The organism is Bacillus cereus group sp. MYBK139-1 (assembly GCF_051916915.1).
GTDB lineage: Bacteria > Bacillota > Bacilli > Bacillales > Bacillaceae_G > Bacillus_A > Bacillus_A pacificus.
In genome coordinates this window covers 1,229,396-1,251,209 of record NZ_JBQAHO010000001.1, presented here as the reverse complement: position 1 = coordinate 1,251,209, position 21,814 = coordinate 1,229,396, and the positions used below count along the sequence as shown (strand labels likewise).

Sequence of the window (21,814 nt, the reverse complement as noted above, 5' to 3'; positions counted from 1 at the left end):
TTTTATTGACTGATTAACAAAACGGAGTTATCATTTTGTTGACAAAGCAACAAAAATTCAGGGGAGAGAAGTTAAATGTCTATATTTAGATCACAAAATGAAAGGGAAACTGAAAAAAGCATAGATAAACATGCTTTACTATTCGGACTTATTTCTGTATTTCTTTGTGGTATAGGTTTCAGTATCATCATGCCTGTAGTTCCATTCTTAGTCCAACCATATACAAGTAATCCGGAAGAACAAGCATTGGTTGTTACACTACTAACTTCCGTATATGCGGCCTGCGTGTTTTTAGCTGCTCCTGTACTCGGAGCTTTGAGCGATAAATATGGCCGTCGTCCATTACTTTTAATATGCTTATTTGGTTCTGCAATTGGGTACTTAGTTTTTGGAATAGGAGGAGCTTTATGGGTACTATTTGCTGGACGCATAATAGAAGGAATAACAGGCGGGAGCATAAGTACGATCTTCGCATATTTTGCAGACATCATCCCCTCAGAGCAGAGAACGAAATACTTTGGATGGGTGAGTGCAGTTGTAGGTGCGGGAACTATTATTGGACCAACTCTTGGGGGCTTACTTGCAAAGTTTGGTCATTCTGTACCTTTATACTTTGGAGCGCTCATAACTTTATTAAATGTTTTATATGGCATGAAATATATGCCTGAGAGTCTTGATAAAAATAATAGGTTAAAAGAAATTGCTTTTGTAAGGTTGAATCCTTTTGCACAGCTAGCAAACATACTTTCCATGAAAAATTTAAAATGGTTACTTGTCTCAGCGTTTTTACTATGGATACCTAACGGATCTTTACAAGCAATTTTCACTCAATTTACGATGGATACTTTTAATTGGCAGCCTGCACTAATCGGAATTATGTTTTCAATTATGGGCTTTCAAGACATTATTTCACAAGCTTTTATAATGCCAAAACTTTTGATCAAGCTTAGTGATAAACAAATAGCGATACTTGGAATGGTATCGGAGATTATTGGCTACAGTTTTATTGCAATATCTGCTTTGTTTTCCCTATATCCGCTTCTAATCGTTGGGATGTTACTGTTTGGTTTTGGTGATTCAATTTTCGGGCCTTCATTCAATGGGATGCTCTCAAAGTCTGTCAGTTCTAGTGAACAAGGAAGGATACAAGGTGGTAGCCAATCTATTCAAGCTTTAGCAAGAATGATTGGTCCAATTATTGGGGGACAAATCTATGTATCACTCGGCCATGCAGCACCTGCTTTTATGGGGATGATTCTTATAGTAGCGGCAATAGCAGTTTTATATAGGGGGACGCATGTAACTGCATAAAAACGAATGATAGGGTGTCGGAACTTAAGAGTAAGTGCTGGCACCCTAATTTTCTAAGGTTAAAGAGCTAAGAGAATTTCTGTTGTTTCTGACACGATTTATCCTGTAAAAGTGCAATTCATGCAGGATAATATTTAGTGGCTGCAAAGAGTTTACCTTAATTAAAGATTGGTTGTCGTTGAAACTAGAAAAGTTAGGGTAAATGACTAACTACTTTAAGTCACGCCTGAGCTGAAGTAAATAATGACTCCATTTTTATTTTACTCTTTTCTCGAATTTCAGCGTCTGCATGGCGCATTACAAATTTATGCGCAATAGCAATTGCTAAAACATCATCTAATAATCCAATCCCAATAATAGCAGCTATATCTGGAATGAAGTCGATTGTTAGCACGTAATAGGATAAAGCGGCTAATATTATGAATTTCGCTTTAGTAGGTAGCTCTTTTTTTCTCATTGTGTAGTATAAAATAATACTTTCATAAACGCTTGATTTCCCAAGATTTGCTGAGCTTTTTTTGAATTTTTTCCAAAGTGTTTGTTTCTCCATATAAACACTCCTTTTACAAAAAATAGATTTTTTAAAAGGATAGACAAAGAAGAGAGAGATTAATCAATTTTATAGCTTTTCTTAATGTATATTTCCATAAAAATAAGGAATTACCTGTTCAAAATAATAGAATGTTGGTTATGTAACGACTCACAGTGTTTTGTTACATAAGTATGTACAGTAAAATGTATGTGGATGATTTATTAATTATTAAACATTAAATAATGGGTATGGGGGAGGAAAAATGAAAATAATAGAACTACCAATTGAATTCGAATTTAATGGACAAAAACAATGTATTTATCCAAGTTTAATTATATTACATAATGAATTAACATTAGTCGATACAGGATATCCAAGTTTTTTACCTTTAATTGAAAATGCAATTTTAAAACATGAATATGAGATGAAAAACTTAAAAAATATAATTATTACTCATTATGATGACGATCATATAGGATCTCTATATGATTTCAAAGTGAAATATCCTCACGTTAATATTATTGCTAGTGAAATTGAATCCCACTACATTAGTGGTGAAATAAAATCGGAGAGACTAGTTCAAGCTGAAGAAATGTTACAACGTATGCCAATTGAAGAGAAAGAATTTGGTGAGTGGTTTATACAACAATTAAAAAATATAAGACATGTTTCCGTCGATGAAAAAGTATGTGATGGTCAAATGATTTTGAATAATGAATGTCAAATAGTAGCGACATCAGGACATACTTCGGGACATATTTCATTATATTTTCCGAATTTAGATTGTGTAATTACGGGAGATGCGACTGTTAAAGAGAATGGTGAGTTAGTAATAGCTAATCCAGGTTTTTGCTTAGATATAGAAAAAGCGGAAGAATCTTTAAAGAGAATTAAAAAACTTAAAGCAGCACAGTATTATTGCTATCATGGAGGAAAGCTTACTGTATAAAATAAAAAAAAGATCTTTTCCATTTCGAAAAGATCATTTTTTTAATTCATAGATTCTGCAATTTGAATTAAATCCTTTACGTTATATTTTCCTTTTATATAGCGCTTGTTACCAATTGCAATTATATATTGAAAACCATTCTTCTGAAAGATAAGTTCATATGCTGAATCAAAATGAGGATTATATAATGCTTTTATATTATTTTTTAAGGTGTAGAACTTAGCTCCCCTAAGTAGATAGAAGCCTAATTTGTTTTGAACTGGTGAAACAGTGATTTTAAAAATCCCATTAATATCTTCATTGTAGTATTGGAGGTTTAAGTAATCGTTATAGATGTACCCTTGAAATGCGTGAATTTCGAACGGGAATTTTGTAGGAGTAAGTATATGCTCCTTACACTTCATTTCATATTGCTTTACGATAGTAGCTTCTTTCATAAATGGATTTGTTCCATCATAAATTTGATTAATTCGAGATATTTTATTATTCTTTGTTACTATTTCTAAAATGCAACCGATAATAAATTCATCATCTGTTTCTTTGGAATAAGAAATAAGAATTGTGGTATCTTCTTTTGGAGATGGTACGATTTTAATTTCATGAATAGGTTTATTTGTTTGGAAAGTAGGTAGTTCAATCCCTTCAGTTACATATGACTGCATTAATTTTTTATCATTTTTAAGTAAAGCATGTTTGAATTCATTTATTATATCTGTTTGGGATTTCGCCATAATAATTGAGGCCGATTGAAAATATAGTAAGAAAAATACGCAAAATATCTTTATGCATGTAGTGGTCAATTTCATCACCCTGTAACTATATTTCCATAACATTGAAATATATATGCATAGGAGGGGAGAAGATGAGTTTATTGCTTGATGTAATAATAGATATCATTTTATTTTATCCTCGAAATGACATGAAATTAAAACATCATATTGCCAAATTAAGCGAATTTGAGTGGTTTCGAAATCTACACGAAGATATAAAGTATACAAGACTAATTTGGAGTAATAGAAAAATTAAGAAGTTTATTTTGTCTACTACTAATATGGAGGCATTAATTAATTCCAAGAAAAAACAAAAAGAATTTGTCCACCTAGTACACGATGAATATAAAAAAAGAAGATAAGAATTTTTTTATTTTTCATATTTGGCGAAACAAATGGTACAATGAAAGCTAATGTGAAAAATAAGGAAAAGAAGTGGTCTATTTGAAAAACTTTTTAGAATTAGGAATTAGTGAAACGTTTAATCATACATTACGTGAAAATGGAATTACAGAAGCAACACCGATTCAGGAGAAGGCAATTCCTGTTATTATGTCTGGTAAAGATATTATTGGGCAGGCAAAAACAGGTACGGGTAAAACATTAGCATTTGTGTTACCGATTTTAGAAAAAATTAATCCAGAGTGTAGTGATGTTCAGGCTTTAATTGTTGCGCCAACAAGGGAACTAGCACTGCAAATTACGACTGAAATTAAAAAAATGCTTGTTCAAAGAGAAGATATTAATGTACTAGCGATTTATGGTGGTCAAGATGTAGCACAACAATTGAGAAAGTTAAAAGGTAATACACATATTGTTGTAGCGACACCAGGACGATTATTAGATCATATACGTCGTGAAACAATTGATTTAAGTAATCTTTCAACGATTGTACTAGATGAAGCGGATCAAATGCTTTATTTCGGTTTCTTATACGATATTGAAGATATTTTAGATGAGACACCCGGTAGTAAACAAACGATGTTATTCTCAGCAACGATGCCAAAAGATATTAAAAAATTGGCGAAACGTTATATGGATGAGCCGCAAATGATTCAAATACAAAGTGAAGAAGTGACGGTAAATACAATTGAGCAGCGTGTCATTGAGACGACAGATCGTGCAAAGCCGGATGCACTTCGTTTTGTTATGGATCGTGATCAGCCATTTTTAGCAGTTATTTTCTGTCGTACAAAGGTTAGAGCAAGTAAGTTATATGATAATTTAAAAGGACTAGGTTATAATTGTGCTGAACTTCATGGTGATATCCCTCAAGCGAAACGTGAAAGAGTTATGAAGAGTTTCCGCGAAGCGAAAATTCAGTACTTAATCGCAACGGATGTAGCAGCTCGTGGACTTGATGTAGATGGTGTAACGCACGTATTTAACTATGATATCCCTGAAGATGTAGAAAGCTATATTCACCGCATTGGTCGAACAGGACGTGCAGGTGGATCAGGTCTTGCAATTACGTTCGTTGCAGCGAAAGATGAAAAACATTTAGAAGCAATTGAAAAAACGCTTGGTGCACCACTGCAAAGAGAAATAATCGAACAACCGAAGATAAAACATGTTGATGAAAATGGAAAACCGGTACCAAAGCCGGCTCCAAAGAAATCAGATCAATATCGTCAAAGAGATAGCCGTGAAGGTTCAAGAAGTGGTTCAAAAGGTGGCCCAAGAAACAATTCAAGAAATAGTTCAAGAAACGATAATAACCGATCATTTAATAAGTCAAGTAATAAGAAAAGTAGTGCAAAACCAGGTCAGCAAAGACGTGGCCGTTAAATAGTTAGTATTCAAAAATAGTCGCAAAGCGTTGCGGCTATTTTTGGTTTTTATGCAACGAAGTCGATATAAGCACAAGAGTGATTGCATAGAAATAACCTTTAAAATTTCATTCACCGTATTAAAAAATTTAAAATACATAAAGGAAATATAAAGTAGTTTGTTGTATATGTACGATAGTAGGAAACTTTTTACTAACTTAACATATAATTTAAATAGACCGACAGTCGGTCTGATTGGAAGGGGCACTTGAATGCGCATTGTAAAGGAGTATGAGGAGCGTAGAAAGGAAATTTTAGAAACGGCTGAACGTTTATTTGTTACGAAAGGTTATACGAAAACAACAGTAAATGACATTTTAAAAGAGATAGGGATAGCAAAAGGGACGTTTTATCACTATTTTAAGTCGAAAGAGGAAGTAATGGATGAAATTATTATGAGGATTATTAAAGAAGATGTTGCCAAAGCAAAAGTAATCGTCTCTAATCCAAATATCCCAGTGTTAGAAAAGTTATTTCGAGTTTTAATGGAGCAATCGCCAAAATCAGGGGATGTAAAAGATAAAATGATTGAGCAATTTCATCAACCAAATAATGCGGAAATGCATCAAAAAAGTATAGTGCAATCCATTATTCATTTATCTCCTGTTTTAGCAGAGATTTTAGAACAAGGAATCGATGAAGGTGTATTTTCTACACCATACCCACAAGAAACGATTGAATTATTACTATCCTCAGCGCAAGTCATATTTGATGAAGGTTTATTCCAATGGAAGCCGGAAGAAATGATGAGAAGAGCGAAAGCTTATATTAAGATGATGGAAGTATCTGTTGGAGCGAAAGAAGGATCCTTTGATTATATGATGGAGGTTTTAATGAAGCAGAAATAATGCTTTTCTGTTTGTTTATTATAGACCGACAGTCGGTCTAAATTAAAGGGAGGGTGTGATTATGATGTCTATTAGTATAAAACCTTCGATGAAAGATTTTTATTTAATGGTGAGTGGGCAAATTATTACTATTTTAGGTTCAACACTTTTACGTTTTGCTCTGTCATTATATGTGCTAGATATAACAGGGCGTGCTGATATATTCGCAGGATTATATGCGGTAACGAGTATTCCGTTTTTGCTAGCTCCTCTTGGCGGTGCGATAGCAGATCGTTTCAATCGCCGTAATGTAATGGTTATATTTGATTTTATAAACGCTGCGATTGTATTAAGCTTTATAGTTTTGTTATTTACTGGATCTGTATCTATTCTATCGATTGGAACAATTATGTTTTTACTAGCGATCATTAGTGCAATGTACGCACCGGTAGTAATGGCGAGTATTCCGCAATTAGTTCCAGAGAAAAAGTTAGAACAAGCGAACGGTATCGTAAATGGTGTGCAAGCATTATCTAATATAGTTGCTCCTGTATTAGGAGGAATATTATACGGCATAATTGGTTTGAAAATGCTTGTCATAATAAGCTGTCTTGCTTTCTTTTTGTCTGCGATTTTAGAAATGTTTATTACAATACCTTTTATAAAGAGAGTGCAAGAAAGTCATATCATACCGACAATTGTAAAGGATATGAAAGAAGGGTTTATATACGTTTTAAAACAGCCATTTATTTTGAAATCTATGCTTCTAGCCGCATTACTAAATTTAATACTGACGCCGCTATTTGTTGTTGGTGCTCCAATTATTATACGAGTAACAATGGAAAGTAGCCACACGTTATATGGAATTGGAATGGGATTGATCGATTTTGCTACTATAATAGGTGCATTATCAATAGGTTTTTTTGCGAAAAAGCTACAGATGAAAACATTGTATTATTGGATGATTTTAATAGCTTTATTAGTAATACCAATGGCACTATCAGTTACACCATTTATTCTTAATTTAGGATACTATCCACCATTTATTCTCTTTATACTTTCTTCAATTCTAATTGCAATGATCATGACAATTGTATCCATCTATGTGATTACTGTAGTTCAAAAGAAAACACCAAATGAAAACTTAGGAAAAGTAATGGCAATTATAACAGCGGTATCCCAATGTATGGCACCGATTGGGCAAGTCGTTTATGGTTTTATGTTTGAAGAATTCAGTATGAAAATTTATTTACCTATATTAGTTATTAGTTTCATAATGTTATTAATAGCGGTTGTGACGAAGAAAATACTATCGAATGAAGGGAACTAGCTTAATATGATTAGGAGAATGTTAAAAAGTGATTTCTCTCAAAATAAAATGATAATTACCATTTTATTTATGTTTATCATGTTATCAAGTCTTTTAATGGCTAGTGCTTCAAGTAATGTTATAAATCTATTGAACTCAATGGAGCAATTGGTTAAAGTATCAAACGCACCGCATTTCGTACAAATGCATGCCGGAGAAGTAAATCAAAAATCAATTGATTCTTTTGTAGAAAAAACTCCGTTTGTAAAAAAACAACAAACGGCTGAGATGGTCCAAATAAACGGATCTAACATTTTTATAAAGAAGAAAAATGAAGCGGAACATAATAGTGTAATGGACATAAGCTTCGTTAAACAAAATAGTAAGTTTGATTTTTTATTAAATTTAAATAATGAAGTGGTTGATATTAGGAAAGGGGAAATAGGTGTACCCATTTATTATATGCAAAAATATAATTTGCGTATTGGAGATAAAATATGGGTTGATAAAAATAAAAATGAACTAGAATTTACTATTTCAGCATTTGTTCGTGATGTTCAAATGAATCCATCAATTGTTAGTTCAAAACGATTCGTAATAAGCTATGAAGATTTCGAAAGAATAAAAAGGAATTTTGGAGAAAGCGAATATCTTATTGAATTCCAGCTAACTGATGTAAATAAAATAAATGAATTTGAAAATCTATACGAGTCATCGAACTTACCTCAAAAGGGTCCCTCTATTACGTATTCCCTATTTAAAACACTCAATTCATTAACAGATGGAATAATAGCTGCGGTACTTATCATAATAAGCGCATTATTAATGTTAATTGCAATGCTATGTATTAGATTTACGATCATTACTTCGATGGAAGAAGATTACCGGGAAATTGGTGTTATGAAAGCTATCGGCATTACAAGTAAAGATATTCAAAAACTATATGTAACAAAATATGTTGTTATTTCAGCTGGTGGGTGTATATGTGGATATATACTTTCACTATTTGTTACAAAGATATTCACTTCGAATATCACTCTTTATATGGGGGCGGCAGATAAAAGTATTTTACACAATGTTGTGCTATTCATAATTACAACACTATTATTTTTAGTCGTTATCTTGTTCTGTCGTATCATTTTACGGAAATTTAGGGGGATTACAGCAATAGATGCTTTACAATCAAGAGATAAAATAGGGAAAAGAAAGATTAGAAACTCTTTTTCACTCAATCGATCTAAATTTAAAAATGTAAATATATTTATTGGTATACAAGATGTTATAAAAAGATTTAAGTTATATCGCGTATTAAGTATCGTATTAATAATAGCTGTGTTTATGATTGTTGTACCTGTTAACTTTTTGTATACGATTCAGTCACCGAAGTTTGTTAATTATATGGGAACAGGAAAAAGTGATATTCGAATAGATTTACAGCAAACTGAAAATATAGAGAAACGATTTAAGGATGTTATATCATATTTACGAAATGATGATGAAGTAGAAAAATATGCAACATTTGTAACGAGTACATTTAAAATGGTAAGCGCTGATGGTACACATGAAAACTTACATGTAGAAGTGGGAGACTTCACTACATTTCCATTAGACCATATGCAAGGTAGGGCACCAAAAACTGAAAATGAAATTGCTCTTTCTTATATGAACGCAAATGAATTAAAAAAGAATGTAGGGGATTCTATCGTTTTATTTGTTGATGGCAAAGAGAAAACACTTACGATTAGTGGTATGTATCAAGATGTAACAAATGGCGGGAAAACAGCTAAAGCGAACTTTTCTTATAATAACGAAAACATATTATGGTATGTAGTAAATGTAGATTTAAAGTCTAATGTTGATTTGCAAGAAAAAGTGAAGGAGTATAAACAAAATTTTAGTTCTGCAAAAATAACAGATACGGATGATTATTTAACGCAAACTTTAGGAGAGACAATTAAACAATTAAGACTCGTGACTCAGGTGGCTATTTTGATTGCGATATTGATATCAGTTTTAATTACTGCGATGTTTTTTAAAATGTTATTAGCAAAAGATTCTTCGCAAATTTTAATTATGAAAAATATCGGTTTTTCTTATAAAGATATTCGTATACAGTATATAACTCGTTCTATTGTGATCGTATTATTAGGCATTGTGACAGGGACATGTATAGCTGCTACGTTTGGTGAAATGTTAGTAAGTTGGTTAGGCTCATTTATGGGAGCAGCTCATATAAAGTTTGTCGTAAATCCTATCGTTTCTTATATAATATGCCCAGCTATATTATTTATATCTGTGACTGCAACAACACTTTTCAGTAGTTTTACTATAAAGCAAACAAACGATGTAAAGCCAAATGGGGAGTAGGGGTGTAAAACTTGAAAAAAATTTTAGAAGTAAAGCAAGTAAACAAAACATATTCAATAGATGGAAATGCAAATTATCACGTGCTAAAAAATATAGATTTAGAGGTTTATGAGGGAGAATTTGTATCGGTTATGGGGCCTTCTGGTTCTGGGAAATCGACGTTACTATATAATATTAGTGGAATGGATCAAATGTCATCAGGAAGTGTGAAAATTGGTGGTAAAGAAATATCTTGTATGAAAGAAGAAGCGTTAGCCAAGTTGCGTCTTACTGAAATAGGATTTATTTTTCAGCAGAGTAACCTTCTTAGAAACTTGAATCTATTTGATAATATCATTTTGTCAGCATATTTAGCGAAGTGTGAGAGTAAGAAAATAGTAAATAAACGTGCTCTAGAGCTAATGGGGAAAATGGGGATAAGTGATATAGCGTCTCATTATATAACCGAAGCATCTGGAGGGCAATTACAAAGAGTTTCTATTTGTAGAGCGCTCATTAATAATCCAAATATTATTTTTGCTGATGAGCCAACGGGTGCTCTAAATTTAAAATCAACAGAAGAGGTAATGCAAATTTTATTAAATATTAACCGTGATGGAACGACTATTATGTTAGTGACTCATGATGTAAAGGTAGCAGCGAAAACAGAAAGAGTGCTTTTTATGGCGGACGGAGAAATTGTGAGTGAAATACAGTTAGGTAAGCTTAGGAACGATGATTTAAAAGCGCGAGAAGAGAAGTTGTTAAAATGGTTAGCTATACTTGGATTTTAAAAAGAAAAACTCCTATTGAATGTAGGAGTTTTTCTTTTTGTCTGAAAGTTCTAAAAGATGTATAATGATTTTCTGACTATTTAAATTTGGAGGGATACAAGTGAAAAATGAAACGTTGCATAATCAACAAGATATTATTAAAATGCTTGATTCATTATTAAGACCAGCAGAACCATTTTGGAATGAATTTTATGCGAATAGAGAAAAAGATGTTCCGTTTTTTGAAAACGTTCCAGATGAGAACCTAGTTTCGTATATAAATAAAAATTTGGTTTCAAAAGGAAAAGCACTAGAACTTGGATGTGGTCCGGGTAGAAACGCAATTTATCTAGCAAATGAAGGGTTTGATGTAACGGCAGTGGATTTATCTATAGAAGGCATTAAATGGGCGAAAGAGCGGGCTTTAGCAAAAGGGATAGAAATTGAATTTATTTGTGATTCAATTTTTAATTTAGAGGTTCAAAATGAATTTGATTTTGTATACGATTCGGGTTGTTTACATCATATTCCACCACATAGAAGAATAAATTATGTGGATTTAATTAAAAACTCATTGAAATCAGGTGGTTATTTCGGATTAACATGTTTTGCGGCAGGCGATTTAGATGAGCGAAATGGCTCAGAAATAACAGATTGGGACGTATATAGAGGATGGAGTCTGCAAGGTGGTCTTGCTTATTCGGAAGAGAAATTAAGAGAGGTATTTAAGGGATTTGAAGTGATTGAAATTAGAAAAATGAAGCAAATTGAACAACCAAATACTATGTTTGGAGAATCATTTCTTTGGACAGCATTATTTAAGAAGAAATAAGAAAGTAGATAATTGACAAACTCATCGTTTTTATAGACAATACACTTACGGGAAAATACGTTCGGTTTTGCTGACCGATGTATATTTTGTATAAATACATAACAAGGGGTTGTCTCTGTATGAGTACTACAAATCAAAAAATCACTACATTTTTAATGTTTGAAGGCAAAGCTGAAGAAGCGATGAATTTTTACACATCACTATTTGATCAATCAGAAATTGTAAGTATCTCTCGCTACGATGAAAATGGACCTGGTAAAGAGGGTACTGTAATTCAGGCAACGTTTACGTTACACGGGCAAGAATTCATGTGCATAGATAGTTATGTAAATCATAATTTTACATTTACACCAGCTATGTCTCTTTATGTAACTTGTGATACGGAAGAAGAAATTGAAACGGCTTTTAATAAATTAGCGGAGGATGGAGCAGTACTTATGCCTTTAGGTGCTTATCCGTTTAGTAAAAAATTTGGTTGGTTAAATGATAAGTATGGTGTGTCTTGGCAGTTAACGCTTGCGGAATAAATAAATTGTAATTGATTTGTTTAATGGTTGTAGTTAAGAGATTAAAAATTTAAACAACAAATAAAAAGGTGTTCCAAGCGTCAACAGGTTTGGAATGCCTTTTTATTTTTTAAAATAAATTTGTATTTTTTCTATTTAGAATATTTTATTTTTCTTACTACTTTTTATCTGTTAATATAAAAATATGTATTAATTATTGGTTAGGTTAATAGAAAAAGAAAAGCATAAATAGTAAATGACCTTACATTTAAAATATAACAAGATAGCTAAGGGGAATAGTTATAATGGATACAACTCAACAAAACAGTAATGCATGGGATAAAAAGGTTGAAGAAGGTTCTAGATATACACAACCTGTAAGTCGCGAGGTTATTGAAAGAAGTAAATCAGGTGAATGGGAAATCACAGTTACCACAGAAAAATCAGTTCCTAGAGAGTGGTTTCCAAAATCATTAGATGGATTAAAGATACTTTGCTTAGCGTCAGGTGGAGGGCAACAAGCACCTGTTCTAGCTGCTGCTGGAGCAGATGTAACAGTTACTGATATATCAAGAAAGCAGTTGGAACAAGATAAAAAGGTAGCAGAACGGGACGGGTTAACTTTAAAAACAGTTCAAGGAGATATGTCAGACCTTAGTGATTTTGAAGATGAATATTTTGATATTGTCGTAAATCCCGTTTCTAATTTGTTTGTAAAAGATGTTAATCTTGTATGGAATGAGATATCAAGGGTACTAAAGAATAGAGGAATTCTTATTTCAGGATTTACAAATCCGTTACTATGGATTTTTGATGACAATCAAGAGCAAAAGGGTATACTTGATGTTAAACATTCTATACCTTCATCAACACTAGACTACTTACCAGAGGATGAAGTTCAAGATTATGTAAATTCCAATCAAACAATAGAATATGCACATACTCTTGAAGACCAAATTCAAGGTCAAATTGAAGCTGGTTTAGTTATAAGTGGTTTTTACGAGGATGATTTTGGTGGAACTAGAATATTAGATAAACATATTAAAACTTTTATTGCTACAAAAGCAATAAAGTTAAAGATGGATTAAAAATTATTACTTGTTATACCGGGATTAGTTGAAGAATGGTCTTCAAAATAGGGAAAGTTCAATATATGTCAAAAAGGATGGCACTGGCCATCCTTTTTCTTGTGTATTTTGAGTATATAAACAAATTTTACAACTCTCAGCTGAACCTGTTATTATTTTTTGCTACACGTTGCCTTATTAAGAATTTTGCATGCCGAATCTTTTCCCAAGATTAGCTAACAGTTCAGGCTGATCCCCTTGGCTCATTACAACTTCAATAAAGATAAGTTGATTGTTATTTACAGTTATATTCGTTAAGACTTCTGCTAACTCTGTTTCATTTTCCACTTTCCATGTTAGACTTTTTTCTTCTGTTCCGAATACGTTCGCTAGTTTTGTGTAATCCCACATTTGTATGTCATTATACGGTTCATTTTGACCATGAATTGCACGTTCAACAGTGTATCCATTGTTATTAATTAAAAATATAATTGGTTTTAAATTTTTCCGAAGTATAGTTGATAACTCTTGAACAGTTAATTGGAAAGAACCATCACCAATAATTAAAATGTTACGCCGCGATAAATTAGCGAGCTGTGTGCCCAGTAGAGCAGGTAATGTATAACCAATTGATCCCCATAATGGTTGTGCGACATAAGTAGTGTTATTTGGTAAAGGGATAGTGGCACTACCGAAGAAAGGGGTTCCTTGCTCTGCAATTAAAACATCGTTTTCTTGTAAGAAATGGTATATTTGTTGCCAAAATCGTTTTTGTGTAACCATTTGTGGCTTTGGATTAAACTTTTCAGTAATAGATAGTGATTCTGAAATAAATGGCTTTATATCAAGTGTTTCCTCATTTCGATGTTCAATTACATTACTTAACTGTTGTAAAACATCTTTCATTACAACTGGCCCGTATTTTTTATCTATAATTTTCACAGTATAGGGATGGATTTCTATTACTTGCTCTTTTTTAAAACCTTGTGTAAAGCCACCAGTAATAGTATCAGTTAATTTCACGCCAATACTAATAATACAGTCAGATTCATCAATTCTTTTTCGTAAGTATGAAGGACTAACGTCACCAGTATAAATTCCTATAGATTGGGGGTGTTTTTCAGGGAATATTCCTTTCCCCATACTTAATGTCGCGATAGGAAACCCAGTTTTTTCTACGAATTGATGCAAATATTCTTCCGCATGAAAACGAGCCACTTCAAAATCAGCTAAAATAACAGGTTTTTTGGCACTGTTTATTTTTGAAGTTGCATGTAGAAGCATTTTATCCAGCGCATCTTTATTACTTACAACTGGTTTATGTAAAATGGGTTCCGTAGGTTTATTAATTGGTTTATTATACACATCAATCGGTAATTGAATATGAACAGGGCGTTTCTCATTCCAACATGCACGTAACACACGATCAATTTCCTCAGCAGCATGTTCGGGGGTTAAATTTGTTTGCGCTACAGTAATTTCTCGATACATATTGGAAAAGTGATCGAACTTTCCATCACCTAACGTATGATGAACGAGTGCTCCATTCTCCATTACTGTTGTTGGTGGTGTCCCCGTGATTTTTATAACAGGTACATTTTCTGCGTATGAGCCAGCAACACCGTTAATGGCGCTTAATTCTCCAACACCGAAAGTGGTAATAAGAGCAGCGATTCCTTTTATACGAGCATATCCATCAGCAGCATATGCCGCGTTTAATTCATTACAATTGCCAACCCATTCTAACTTTTCATGTGCTACTACATCATCTAAAAAAGCCAAATTATAATCACCAGGGACACCAAAAATATGCTCAATTCCTAATTCGATTAGTCGGTCTAATAAATATGTACTTACAGTATATTGCGTTTTCAAATGAATCATCTCCTAATTGTGCAATGAATATTTCAATAGACGAAAGAAGTTCAAATGCGTTCATTAAAATATTGATTACTGGATTGTGGTATAATTTATATACAGGGGGAAAGTAGATGACACAACATAAAGAAGAACAGATGAATGAAGCATTAGCATTATTTTACTTTGCATATAAAACATTTACTGAAAAGCCAGATGAAATTATAAAAGAGTATGGCATACAACGAGTACATCACCGAATTTTATTTTTTATCGCACGCTTTCCAGGTATAAGCGTAAATGAGTTATTATCACTGTTAGAAATAAGTAAACAAGCTCTCCACGGACCATTACGACAACTTGTGGAAAAGGGTTTAATTGAGAGTAATGAAGCTACACATGACCGTCGTGTGAAACAGTTATCATTAACAGAAAAAGGTACCGAATTAGAGAAAAAATTGAGCGATGTACAAAGACAACAAATGGGTACTATTTTTTCAAAATTTGGTGAATCGTGTGAAGAAAATTGGCATCAAGTTATGAATGAAATGGCAAATAGCCGATCAGGTTTTGATGCTTGGATATCAAAACGGGAAGTTGCAATCGATCAAAAATGATAAGAAATATATCTGTTTTATAGTTTGAAAAAGAACAGATTTTATCCATTCCATTAAAATACGTATGCCTAAAAATGTAAGAAATAAAAAAATCTCCTACATTTAGATTGTACCGAAGTAAAGCAGGAACATGTATCCATACTGACATTAATGGTGTGCTGAATACATTGCAAAAATCAAGAGTTGTACAATTGGATGGCAATCTCAAAGTGAAAACGCCGATTCTATTAGAAGTGCAAAAACGTAAGGCTGTTGCTTCGTGCATAGCTTAGTGGGTGTGTCAACCATCCATGTGTACTCGATTTGTCGGGGCTTGTAGCACACGCCGGAGTCATCTGAGTGGTGGCTTCTTTCATAAGGAAGAATTGCTCTTTTTCGAAAGGGTGGTGCAAGTGGGAAAACAATCGTTCGTTGCCAGTACCAACCAAATACTTACTTGAGGTGTTATCGTATGGTGGCATGAATGCTAGAGCGTCAACCTGTCTAGTGATAGACGAAAAGACCTAGCGTTCTAACTCAAGCCCCACTGAAACAATGGGGTAGTTGACACGTGTACGCAATGGAACAATCATATTCACATTTCCGAGAGGGGTTATCATGATAAAACTTGTACTTATTCGTCACGGACAAAGTTTATGGAATCTTGAAAATCGTTTTACTGGTTGGACTGATGTAGATTTATCAGAGAATGGATTAAGTGAAGCGAGAGAAGCAGGAGCAATATTAAAGAAAAATGGATATACTTTTGATGTTGCTTATACATCTGTATTAAAACGAGCAATTCGGACGTTATGGATTGTACTTCATGAGATGGACCTTGCATGGGTCCCAGTACATAAATGTTGGAAACTAAATGAAAGACATTACGGTGCATTGCAAGGATTGAATAAAGATGAAACGGCGAAAAAATATGGTGAGGAGCAAGTTCATATTTGGAGAAGAAGTATTGATGTAAGACCACCTGCTCTTACTGAAGATGATCCTAGGTATGGAATGAATGATCCAAGATATAAAACACTGAAAAAAGGTGAATTTCCATTGACAGAATGTTTAGTGGATACGGAGAAAAGAGTACTTAATTATTGGCATTCAGAAATTGCGCCGAAATTAAAGAATGGTAACAAAGTAATCATTTCATCACATGGTAATACAATTCGCTCGCTAGTAAAATATTTAGACAATCTTTCAAGTGATGGTGTTGTTTCATTAAATATTCCAACGAGTATACCACTCGTGTATGAATTAGACGATAATTTACGACCAATTCGTCATTATTACTTAAGTATGGACGGAGAAGTACCAGAAGGGGAAATTCCGAAACATATTTCTTTTTAACATGAAAATTTGAAACGCGTGCTTGTCTACATATACAATGTAGATTCAGGATAAAAGACGTGGTACCTTCTAATGTATATGCGATATTGCTAATTTTAGAAGCTTGTCCACGTCTTTTGTCATAAAGAGAGCTGCTTGTGCATGTAATGATATCGTGAGTAGTTTTTGAATGGAGGGTGATGTCATTGGTGATCTCTAACATTCGAATCGGTTTATTTATTTTAGCAATCGTTTTTCTAGTTCTTGTTTTCTTTTACTGGAGAAATGAAGAGTTGTACGAAGAGAAGAAGCAACGTATTAGAAAGACTTGGTATGGGTTGTTTATAGTATCAGTCACCGTGTATTTCATGATAAAAGGAATTGATTTAACCCTCTGGAAAAATCTTTTAATGTTCACTGCAATGGTTATTTTCGTTGATATTGCATTTATTTTAACCCCTAATATTTCAGAAATATGGGGAGCGAAATTTAGCGATATCGGCAAGACTGTTCAATCGATAAAACGGTCATTAATTGCTTCTAAAGCAAGAGGAGAAATATACACAACAATTATTCAAAATGTCAATCCGGCAGTATTCGGTACGATGGAATGGCATACGGAAGAAGAATATACAAAAAACTTAAACGCATTTTTAGATTCGTATGGTGAAAAGATTGGGGCAAAAATTGTTGTATTTGAAGCGGCAAAGGAATTAAATACAAACTTTCGCGGTATCCGCTCACAATTTAGTATCATCGTTCCGTTTGAACATATTGAGCAATTGAATGAGCAGAAAGCGGTGCAAGTAGAAAATGTCGGAATTATACCAGCAAAAATAGTGAGTGATGTTTTCATTGTTATTGATGGGAAGAAAAATAACCTGCAAGATCGAGATTTTGAAAATGTATATAATTTAACAATACATCATAGTTATTTTAGTAAATAAGGACAGGATTTTTTTCTGTCCTTTTCACTTATATATAATGGTAAAGTAAATTTAGATATACTTGTATAAAATCGGACAATCATCCCTACACTAGCACGTAGAGGTGATTGTAATGATAAAAGATTATGACAATGATTTTTTTAAAGAAGATAATGAAGATACAACAGATTTCTCGTTAATAAAAGGAGATACATTACAGCAAGTAGAAGAGTTAGAAGAAGAATTAAAAAGAAAATGATACGTGTACACGCTGTCTACAATTGCGATATAATATAAATAGAAGGATGTATCTTTTTGAAAAGGGGGAGAAGAGATGGCTGAAGTAAATGTACAAAAGTCTTCATTTTTTAAAGAAAAAAAAGAAGAACCAAATACAGATTTCTCTCTTGTGAAAGGTGCATTGACTCAAAATGTAGATCGATTAGAAAAATTTGTAGAGGCAATTCCATATAAGTATATAAAAGAGAATGCGTAAAAGCATTCTCTTTTATATACACTCTTTATGATTTGCTTATCTGCTATTTCTTTTTTGTTTAAAAATGATTTTATACATATAATACCCAAGGGCCGCAAAAAGGAATCCAATAACAGCACCAACTATTTCTTTCATAAACAATAAGTATAACGAAGCAATAATTAGTGTAAATAAGATTAAAATTAATACATACTTTGAAATAAATTCTAACCCTTTGTACACTAGTAGAATGACACCTGAAAGAACAGTGATGATAGGTAATATCCTATTTTCGAAAAAACCTTCCTTTTTTTTGCTAGAATGCTGTTGTTTATTCAATATAAATATACTCCCGTCTTAAAGGATTAATGTTTTATTAGCTTTGCTATTTCATTTTCGAAAAGATTTTTGGTTAAATAGGTTATATCAAAGGAATCATTTATTATATTTCGAGTTAATAGCCATTGGATGTTTGGTGATTTAATAACAAAGAATCCATTGTCAGAAACAATCTCATTTTTTTCTGTTATATCCAAACGCATTGTAAATAGACTGTGTTGTTTTTTAATCTATTATGTGTGAAAAATTATTTTAACCAAAAATATATTAGATTATAATTCCAATAAAATCTACTTTTTTATAATATCAAATATTATTATTAAATAGTAGATTAATATTGGTAATTTTATGATAATTAACAAAAATAAAAAAGAGAGAATGCCAGGTAGGAGTTGAAGATACAACAGATTTTTCATTAATAAAAGGAGATACATTACAGCAAGTAGAAGAATTAGAAGAAGAATTAAAAAGAAAATGATACGTGTACACGCTGTCTACAATTGCGATATAATATAAATAGAAGGATGTATCTTTTTGAAAAGGGGGAGAAGAGATGGCTGAAGTAAATGTACAAAAGTCTTCATTTTTCAAAGAAAAAAAAGAAGAACCAAATACAGATTTCTCTCTTGTGAAAGGTGCGTTAACGGAAAATATAAATCGCTTAGAGAAACTGATGAATAATAGCAGTTCAAAATATATACGAGTGAAAAAAACAAAAGAAAATGCATAGTGCATTTTCTTTTGTTTTTTATTTAATATTAAACTTTTCTTTTATTTTTTCAGGTAAATCTGCTTTCTGAATCTCTTCATAGGATTTTACTTCAATTGATGATATTTCATTTTTGCTCTTATCATCTTGATCTACATAAAGACATAAAAATGCATTTTCATTTAATTTATGTTCGTTTGATGCTTTCTTACTTCTAAATGTAATTTGTTTTTTTACTCCGTCTTCGTCATAAGCAGGCAGTGTGTAGTTTCTTAAGTTTTTACCTTCAACTTTTTCGATAGTTCCTTCGCCTTGTATCTGTACGTAATATACATCTTTACCAATTCGATTTAGTGATGCTCTCTCACAGCCAATAGTAAAACTAGAAAATAATAAACATAGTGTAATAATTGTTAAAAACTTTTTCATTTTCTTTATCTCCTTCAATTTCGTTCTTTACACAGTATACGGCTATTATGAAGTGAGAAAAATCGATATAGATTACAACATCCTTACAATGTTGTAAGAGTGTTGTACATAAAATGAATAATATATTAAAAAGTTAAAAGAAAAGTAAAATAACGAATCATGGTATAATGATAAAAGACCTACATATTATTTTGTCATTTTGAGAGGAGCTTAAAAATGTATTCTACTTTAGAACAATTAACAAAGCACCCTGTATTTTATCATTTTGCAGAAATTTCAAAGATTCCTAGAGGATCGGGTAATGAAAAGGAAATTAGTGATTATTTAGTTGGTTTTGCAAAAGAGCGTAATTTAGAAGTAATTCAAGATGAAGCAATGAATGTCATTATTAAAAAAGAAGCAACTGCTGGTTATGAAAATGTACCAGCTATTATCATTCAAGGCCATATGGATATGGTATGTGAAAAAAATCAAGCAACCGTACATGATTTTGAAAAAGATCCAATTGAATTGCGAATCATTGGGGACATGTTATATGCAAATCAAACAACTTTAGGCGCTGATAATGGCATTGCGGTGGCGTATGCGATGGCTTTATTAGATTCGAAAGACATTCCGCATCCAGCACTTGAAGTAGTTATTACTACTGAAGAAGAAACAACAATGGGCGGGGCTTTTGCTGTTGATTCAAATCATTTTGAAGGAAAGATTTTTATAAATATTGATTCTGAAGAAGATCATAAATTACTTGTAAGTAGCGCAGGTGGTGCGAAAGCTGTTGAAACAATTCCAGTAATTTGGGATGAAGCGTCAGCGAATACGGATGCATATCGTCTATATGTTGGTGGTTTAAAAGGCGGACACTCTGGTATGGAAATTGATAAACAACGTGGTAATGCAAACAAAGTATTAGGACGAGTATTACGCGATTTATCAGCAAATATTCAATTTGATATAAGTGAAGTTCACGGCGGGTTAAAAACAAATGCAATTCCGCGTGAAAGTGTAGCTACAATTTTATTACGTCAAGAAGATGTAGAGAAGGTAGAAGAAAAGCTAGAGTCATGGACACGAGTATTACAAGAAGAAATGCGTGCTGTTGATCCAGATGTTCATGTTACACTTACAAAATTGGATGAGAAAGTAGAAAAAGTATTTGCTAAAGAGACGCAAAAACAACTTATTTCATCATTATTCTTAATTCCAAACGGCATTCAAAGTATGAGCATGGATATTAAAGGTCTTGTAGAAAGTTCAACAAATTTAGGTGTTATTGAAACGTTGCAAGATGAAATTAAATTACGTAACGAAGTGAGAAGTTCTGTAAGTAGTTTAAAACAACATGTTGCAGATGAGATTAAATGTATCGCCGATTTAGTTGGTGCAACATTTGAAATCGAGTCAGAGTATCCAGAATGGCCATACAATCCGAATTCACAAATTCGTAATTTGTTTGAAAAAGTGCATCAAGAAAAATACAATAAAGATGTTGAAATCTTCGCTGTACATGCAGGGATTGAATGCAGTGTATTCGTTCAAAAGATGCCTGAATTAGATGCAATTTCATTCGGTCCAGATATATTCAATGTCCATACTCCAGATGAACATATTAGTATTTCTTCTGTTGTGAATAACTGGGGATTCTTTGTTGATGTAATGAAGGGTACGAAAGAATTAGCTAAGTAATAATGATGAAATGAAAAGTAGCCTATAAAATTTTATAGGCTACTTTTTTGTATAGCGTTGTATTAGAAATTCACTTTTATGTTAGTATTTCATTTTTGCTTTAATTTCTAGAGGAGATTGTACCAAAAATTGCTCCGGATATTGCCCCTATTAAAGTAATGAAAATTGCACTCCACGCTGCAAATGACATTATTACACCTCCAAATAATACATTATTGTTTCTTAAGCTTTTTAATAGAAATGATGATTGAAACAACTACTAAGAAAATAAGAGGAGACCAAGAGAAGAAAGACATATAGCATTATCCCTTCGATATTTATATAAAATAATTATCGCATATTTATAAATCGAACATGTGGGATATGTAATATTGCATATTGAATGGTAGAACTTAAAGAAGTGGAAACAGG

Annotated in this window: 23 protein-coding genes and 1 pseudogene; 19 read left to right on the top strand and 5 right to left on the bottom strand. The window is 32.5% G+C overall.

Annotation, left to right across the window (positions count from 1 at the left end):
* Positions 1-75: 75 nt before the first annotated feature.
* A complete protein-coding gene (locus tag ACTFRS_RS06345; protein ID WP_440023925.1) occupies positions 76-1,311 on the top strand; it encodes an MFS transporter in 1,236 nt (411 codons plus the stop codon).
* Between the two features lie 220 nt (positions 1,312-1,531).
* Here ACTFRS_RS06345 and ACTFRS_RS06340 read toward each other — a convergent pair whose 3' ends face one another.
* Entirely contained in the window at positions 1,532-1,861 is a 330-nt protein-coding gene (locus ACTFRS_RS06340; protein WP_240586587.1) for a YkvA family protein, read from the bottom strand.
* 244 nt (positions 1,862-2,105) lie between these two features.
* On the opposite strand from ACTFRS_RS06340, the gene ACTFRS_RS06335 reads away from it, so the two are divergent.
* Positions 2,106-2,792, top strand: a complete 687-nt coding sequence (locus ACTFRS_RS06335) for an MBL fold metallo-hydrolase (RefSeq protein ID WP_440023927.1) — start codon at positions 2,106-2,108, stop codon at positions 2,790-2,792.
* A 41-nt stretch (positions 2,793-2,833) separates the two neighbouring features.
* Here ACTFRS_RS06335 and ACTFRS_RS06330 read toward each other — a convergent pair whose 3' ends face one another.
* The gene (locus ACTFRS_RS06330) at positions 2,834-3,625 is read right to left on the bottom strand and encodes a hypothetical protein (protein WP_440023928.1); all 792 of its coding nucleotides are present in this window, start codon (positions 3,623-3,625) and stop codon (positions 2,834-2,836) included.
* Positions 3,626-3,654: 29 nt separating this feature from the next.
* On the opposite strand from ACTFRS_RS06330, the gene ACTFRS_RS06325 reads away from it, so the two are divergent.
* The 9 genes from ACTFRS_RS06325 (at position 3,655) to ACTFRS_RS06285 (ending at position 13,072) form a co-directional block, all read left to right on the top strand.
* A complete protein-coding gene (locus tag ACTFRS_RS06325) occupies positions 3,655-3,924 on the top strand; it encodes a hypothetical protein (protein WP_431084550.1) in 270 nt (89 codons plus the stop codon).
* Between the two features lie 73 nt (positions 3,925-3,997).
* Positions 3,998-5,350 (top strand): DEAD/DEAH box helicase, encoded by a 1,353-nt coding sequence (locus tag ACTFRS_RS06320; RefSeq protein ID WP_440023930.1) that lies wholly within the window; start codon positions 3,998-4,000, stop codon positions 5,348-5,350.
* Positions 5,351-5,603: 253 nt separating this feature from the next.
* A complete protein-coding gene (locus ACTFRS_RS06315) occupies positions 5,604-6,239 on the top strand; it encodes a TetR/AcrR family transcriptional regulator (protein ID WP_087996827.1) in 636 nt (211 codons plus the stop codon).
* Positions 6,240-6,300: 61 nt separating this feature from the next.
* Complete coding sequence (locus ACTFRS_RS06310) at positions 6,301-7,548, top strand: MFS transporter (RefSeq protein WP_116733357.1); 1,248 nt, start codon at positions 6,301-6,303, stop codon at positions 7,546-7,548.
* Positions 7,549-7,554: 6 nt separating this feature from the next.
* A complete protein-coding gene (locus ACTFRS_RS06305; protein WP_440023933.1) occupies positions 7,555-9,894 on the top strand; it encodes an ABC transporter permease in 2,340 nt (779 codons plus the stop codon).
* A gap of 11 nt (positions 9,895-9,905) precedes the next feature.
* Complete coding sequence (locus ACTFRS_RS06300) at positions 9,906-10,667, top strand: ABC transporter ATP-binding protein (protein WP_139869164.1); 762 nt, start codon at positions 9,906-9,908, stop codon at positions 10,665-10,667.
* Between the two features lie 100 nt (positions 10,668-10,767).
* Complete coding sequence (locus tag ACTFRS_RS06295) at positions 10,768-11,478, top strand: class I SAM-dependent methyltransferase (protein ID WP_440023935.1); 711 nt, start codon at positions 10,768-10,770, stop codon at positions 11,476-11,478.
* 119 nt (positions 11,479-11,597) lie between these two features.
* Entirely contained in the window at positions 11,598-12,005 is a 408-nt protein-coding gene (locus ACTFRS_RS06290; protein ID WP_139869162.1) for a VOC family protein, read from the top strand.
* A gap of 284 nt (positions 12,006-12,289) precedes the next feature.
* The gene (locus ACTFRS_RS06285) at positions 12,290-13,072 is read left to right on the top strand and encodes a class I SAM-dependent methyltransferase (RefSeq protein WP_000381776.1); all 783 of its coding nucleotides are present in this window, start codon (positions 12,290-12,292) and stop codon (positions 13,070-13,072) included.
* 177 nt (positions 13,073-13,249) lie between these two features.
* Here ACTFRS_RS06285 and ACTFRS_RS06280 read toward each other — a convergent pair whose 3' ends face one another.
* On the bottom strand, positions 13,250-14,935 hold the full coding sequence (locus ACTFRS_RS06280) for an alpha-keto acid decarboxylase family protein (protein WP_431084554.1): 1,686 nt from the start codon (positions 14,933-14,935) through the stop codon (positions 13,250-13,252).
* Between the two features lie 107 nt (positions 14,936-15,042).
* Between ACTFRS_RS06280 and ACTFRS_RS06275 the strand changes: the two genes are divergently transcribed.
* From ACTFRS_RS06275 to ACTFRS_RS06250, 6 genes and pseudogenes are all read left to right on the top strand, one after another.
* The gene (locus ACTFRS_RS06275) at positions 15,043-15,525 is read left to right on the top strand and encodes a MarR family winged helix-turn-helix transcriptional regulator (protein ID WP_098229070.1); all 483 of its coding nucleotides are present in this window, start codon (positions 15,043-15,045) and stop codon (positions 15,523-15,525) included.
* 89 nt (positions 15,526-15,614) lie between these two features.
* A pseudogene (locus tag ACTFRS_RS06270) lies at positions 15,615-15,797 on the top strand (RNA-guided endonuclease TnpB family protein); the annotation flags it as partial.
* A 325-nt stretch (positions 15,798-16,122) separates the two neighbouring features.
* The gene (gene gpmA / locus ACTFRS_RS06265; protein ID WP_098229069.1) at positions 16,123-16,860 is read left to right on the top strand and encodes a 2,3-diphosphoglycerate-dependent phosphoglycerate mutase; all 738 of its coding nucleotides are present in this window, start codon (positions 16,123-16,125) and stop codon (positions 16,858-16,860) included.
* Positions 16,861-17,048: 188 nt separating this feature from the next.
* Positions 17,049-17,786 carry a type II toxin-antitoxin system SpoIISA family toxin gene (locus ACTFRS_RS06260; RefSeq protein ID WP_139869190.1) on the top strand — a complete coding sequence of 246 codons (738 nt, stop codon included), beginning with the start codon at positions 17,049-17,051 and terminating at the stop codon, positions 17,784-17,786.
* A 112-nt stretch (positions 17,787-17,898) separates the two neighbouring features.
* A complete protein-coding gene (locus ACTFRS_RS06255) occupies positions 17,899-18,024 on the top strand; it encodes a hypothetical protein (protein WP_000588712.1) in 126 nt (41 codons plus the stop codon).
* Between the two features lie 75 nt (positions 18,025-18,099).
* A complete protein-coding gene (locus ACTFRS_RS06250; protein ID WP_000852626.1) occupies positions 18,100-18,261 on the top strand; it encodes a hypothetical protein in 162 nt (53 codons plus the stop codon).
* A 36-nt stretch (positions 18,262-18,297) separates the two neighbouring features.
* Here ACTFRS_RS06250 and ACTFRS_RS06245 read toward each other — a convergent pair whose 3' ends face one another.
* Entirely contained in the window at positions 18,298-18,579 is a 282-nt protein-coding gene (locus ACTFRS_RS06245; protein WP_070806031.1) for a hypothetical protein, read from the bottom strand.
* Between the two features lie 553 nt (positions 18,580-19,132).
* On the opposite strand from ACTFRS_RS06245, the gene spoIISB reads away from it, so the two are divergent.
* Positions 19,133-19,309 carry a stage II sporulation protein SB gene (gene spoIISB, locus ACTFRS_RS06240; protein ID WP_000852620.1) on the top strand — a complete coding sequence of 59 codons (177 nt, stop codon included), beginning with the start codon at positions 19,133-19,135 and terminating at the stop codon, positions 19,307-19,309.
* A gap of 18 nt (positions 19,310-19,327) precedes the next feature.
* Here spoIISB and ACTFRS_RS06235 read toward each other — a convergent pair whose 3' ends face one another.
* A complete protein-coding gene (locus tag ACTFRS_RS06235; protein WP_098229068.1) occupies positions 19,328-19,717 on the bottom strand; it encodes a YxeA family protein in 390 nt (129 codons plus the stop codon).
* A gap of 216 nt (positions 19,718-19,933) precedes the next feature.
* Here ACTFRS_RS06235 and pepD point away from each other — a divergent pair, with 216 nt between their 5' ends.
* Complete coding sequence (pepD, locus tag ACTFRS_RS06230) at positions 19,934-21,403, top strand: beta-Ala-His dipeptidase (protein ID WP_000287562.1); 1,470 nt, start codon at positions 19,934-19,936, stop codon at positions 21,401-21,403.
* Positions 21,404-21,814 lie beyond the last annotated feature (411 nt).

What these genes read in the sequence shown, in the direction of transcription:
- gpmA (WP_098229069.1), top strand. Translation starts at nt 16,123, where the DNA reads ATGATAAAACTTGTACTTATTCGTCACGGACAAAGTTTATGGAATCTT.
- ACTFRS_RS06310 (WP_116733357.1), top strand. Translation starts at nt 6,301, where the DNA reads ATGATGTCTATTAGTATAAAACCTTCGATGAAAGATTTTTATTTAATG.
- ACTFRS_RS06285 (WP_000381776.1), top strand. Translation starts at nt 12,290, where the DNA reads ATGGATACAACTCAACAAAACAGTAATGCATGGGATAAAAAGGTTGAA.
- ACTFRS_RS06235 (WP_098229068.1), bottom strand. Translation starts at nt 19,717, where the DNA reads ATGAAAAAGTTTTTAACAATTATTACACTATGTTTATTATTTTCTAGT.
- ACTFRS_RS06345 (WP_440023925.1), top strand. Translation starts at nt 76, where the DNA reads ATGTCTATATTTAGATCACAAAATGAAAGGGAAACTGAAAAAAGCATA.
- ACTFRS_RS06305 (WP_440023933.1), top strand. Translation starts at nt 7,555, where the DNA reads ATGATTAGGAGAATGTTAAAAAGTGATTTCTCTCAAAATAAAATGATA.
- ACTFRS_RS06280 (WP_431084554.1), bottom strand. Translation starts at nt 14,935, where the DNA reads ATGATTCATTTGAAAACGCAATATACTGTAAGTACATATTTATTAGAC.
- ACTFRS_RS06340 (WP_240586587.1), bottom strand. Translation starts at nt 1,861, where the DNA reads ATGGAGAAACAAACACTTTGGAAAAAATTCAAAAAAAGCTCAGCAAAT.
- ACTFRS_RS06315 (WP_087996827.1), top strand. Translation starts at nt 5,604, where the DNA reads ATGCGCATTGTAAAGGAGTATGAGGAGCGTAGAAAGGAAATTTTAGAA.
- ACTFRS_RS06325 (WP_431084550.1), top strand. Translation starts at nt 3,655, where the DNA reads ATGAGTTTATTGCTTGATGTAATAATAGATATCATTTTATTTTATCCT.
- ACTFRS_RS06335 (WP_440023927.1), top strand. Translation starts at nt 2,106, where the DNA reads ATGAAAATAATAGAACTACCAATTGAATTCGAATTTAATGGACAAAAA.
- spoIISB (WP_000852620.1), top strand. Translation starts at nt 19,133, where the DNA reads ATGGCTGAAGTAAATGTACAAAAGTCTTCATTTTTCAAAGAAAAAAAA.
- ACTFRS_RS06250 (WP_000852626.1), top strand. Translation starts at nt 18,100, where the DNA reads ATGGCTGAAGTAAATGTACAAAAGTCTTCATTTTTTAAAGAAAAAAAA.
- ACTFRS_RS06330 (WP_440023928.1), bottom strand. Translation starts at nt 3,625, where the DNA reads ATGTTATGGAAATATAGTTACAGGGTGATGAAATTGACCACTACATGC.
- pepD (WP_000287562.1), top strand. Translation starts at nt 19,934, where the DNA reads ATGTATTCTACTTTAGAACAATTAACAAAGCACCCTGTATTTTATCAT.
- ACTFRS_RS06255 (WP_000588712.1), top strand. Translation starts at nt 17,899, where the DNA reads ATGATAAAAGATTATGACAATGATTTTTTTAAAGAAGATAATGAAGAT.
- ACTFRS_RS06275 (WP_098229070.1), top strand. Translation starts at nt 15,043, where the DNA reads ATGACACAACATAAAGAAGAACAGATGAATGAAGCATTAGCATTATTT.
- ACTFRS_RS06290 (WP_139869162.1), top strand. Translation starts at nt 11,598, where the DNA reads ATGAGTACTACAAATCAAAAAATCACTACATTTTTAATGTTTGAAGGC.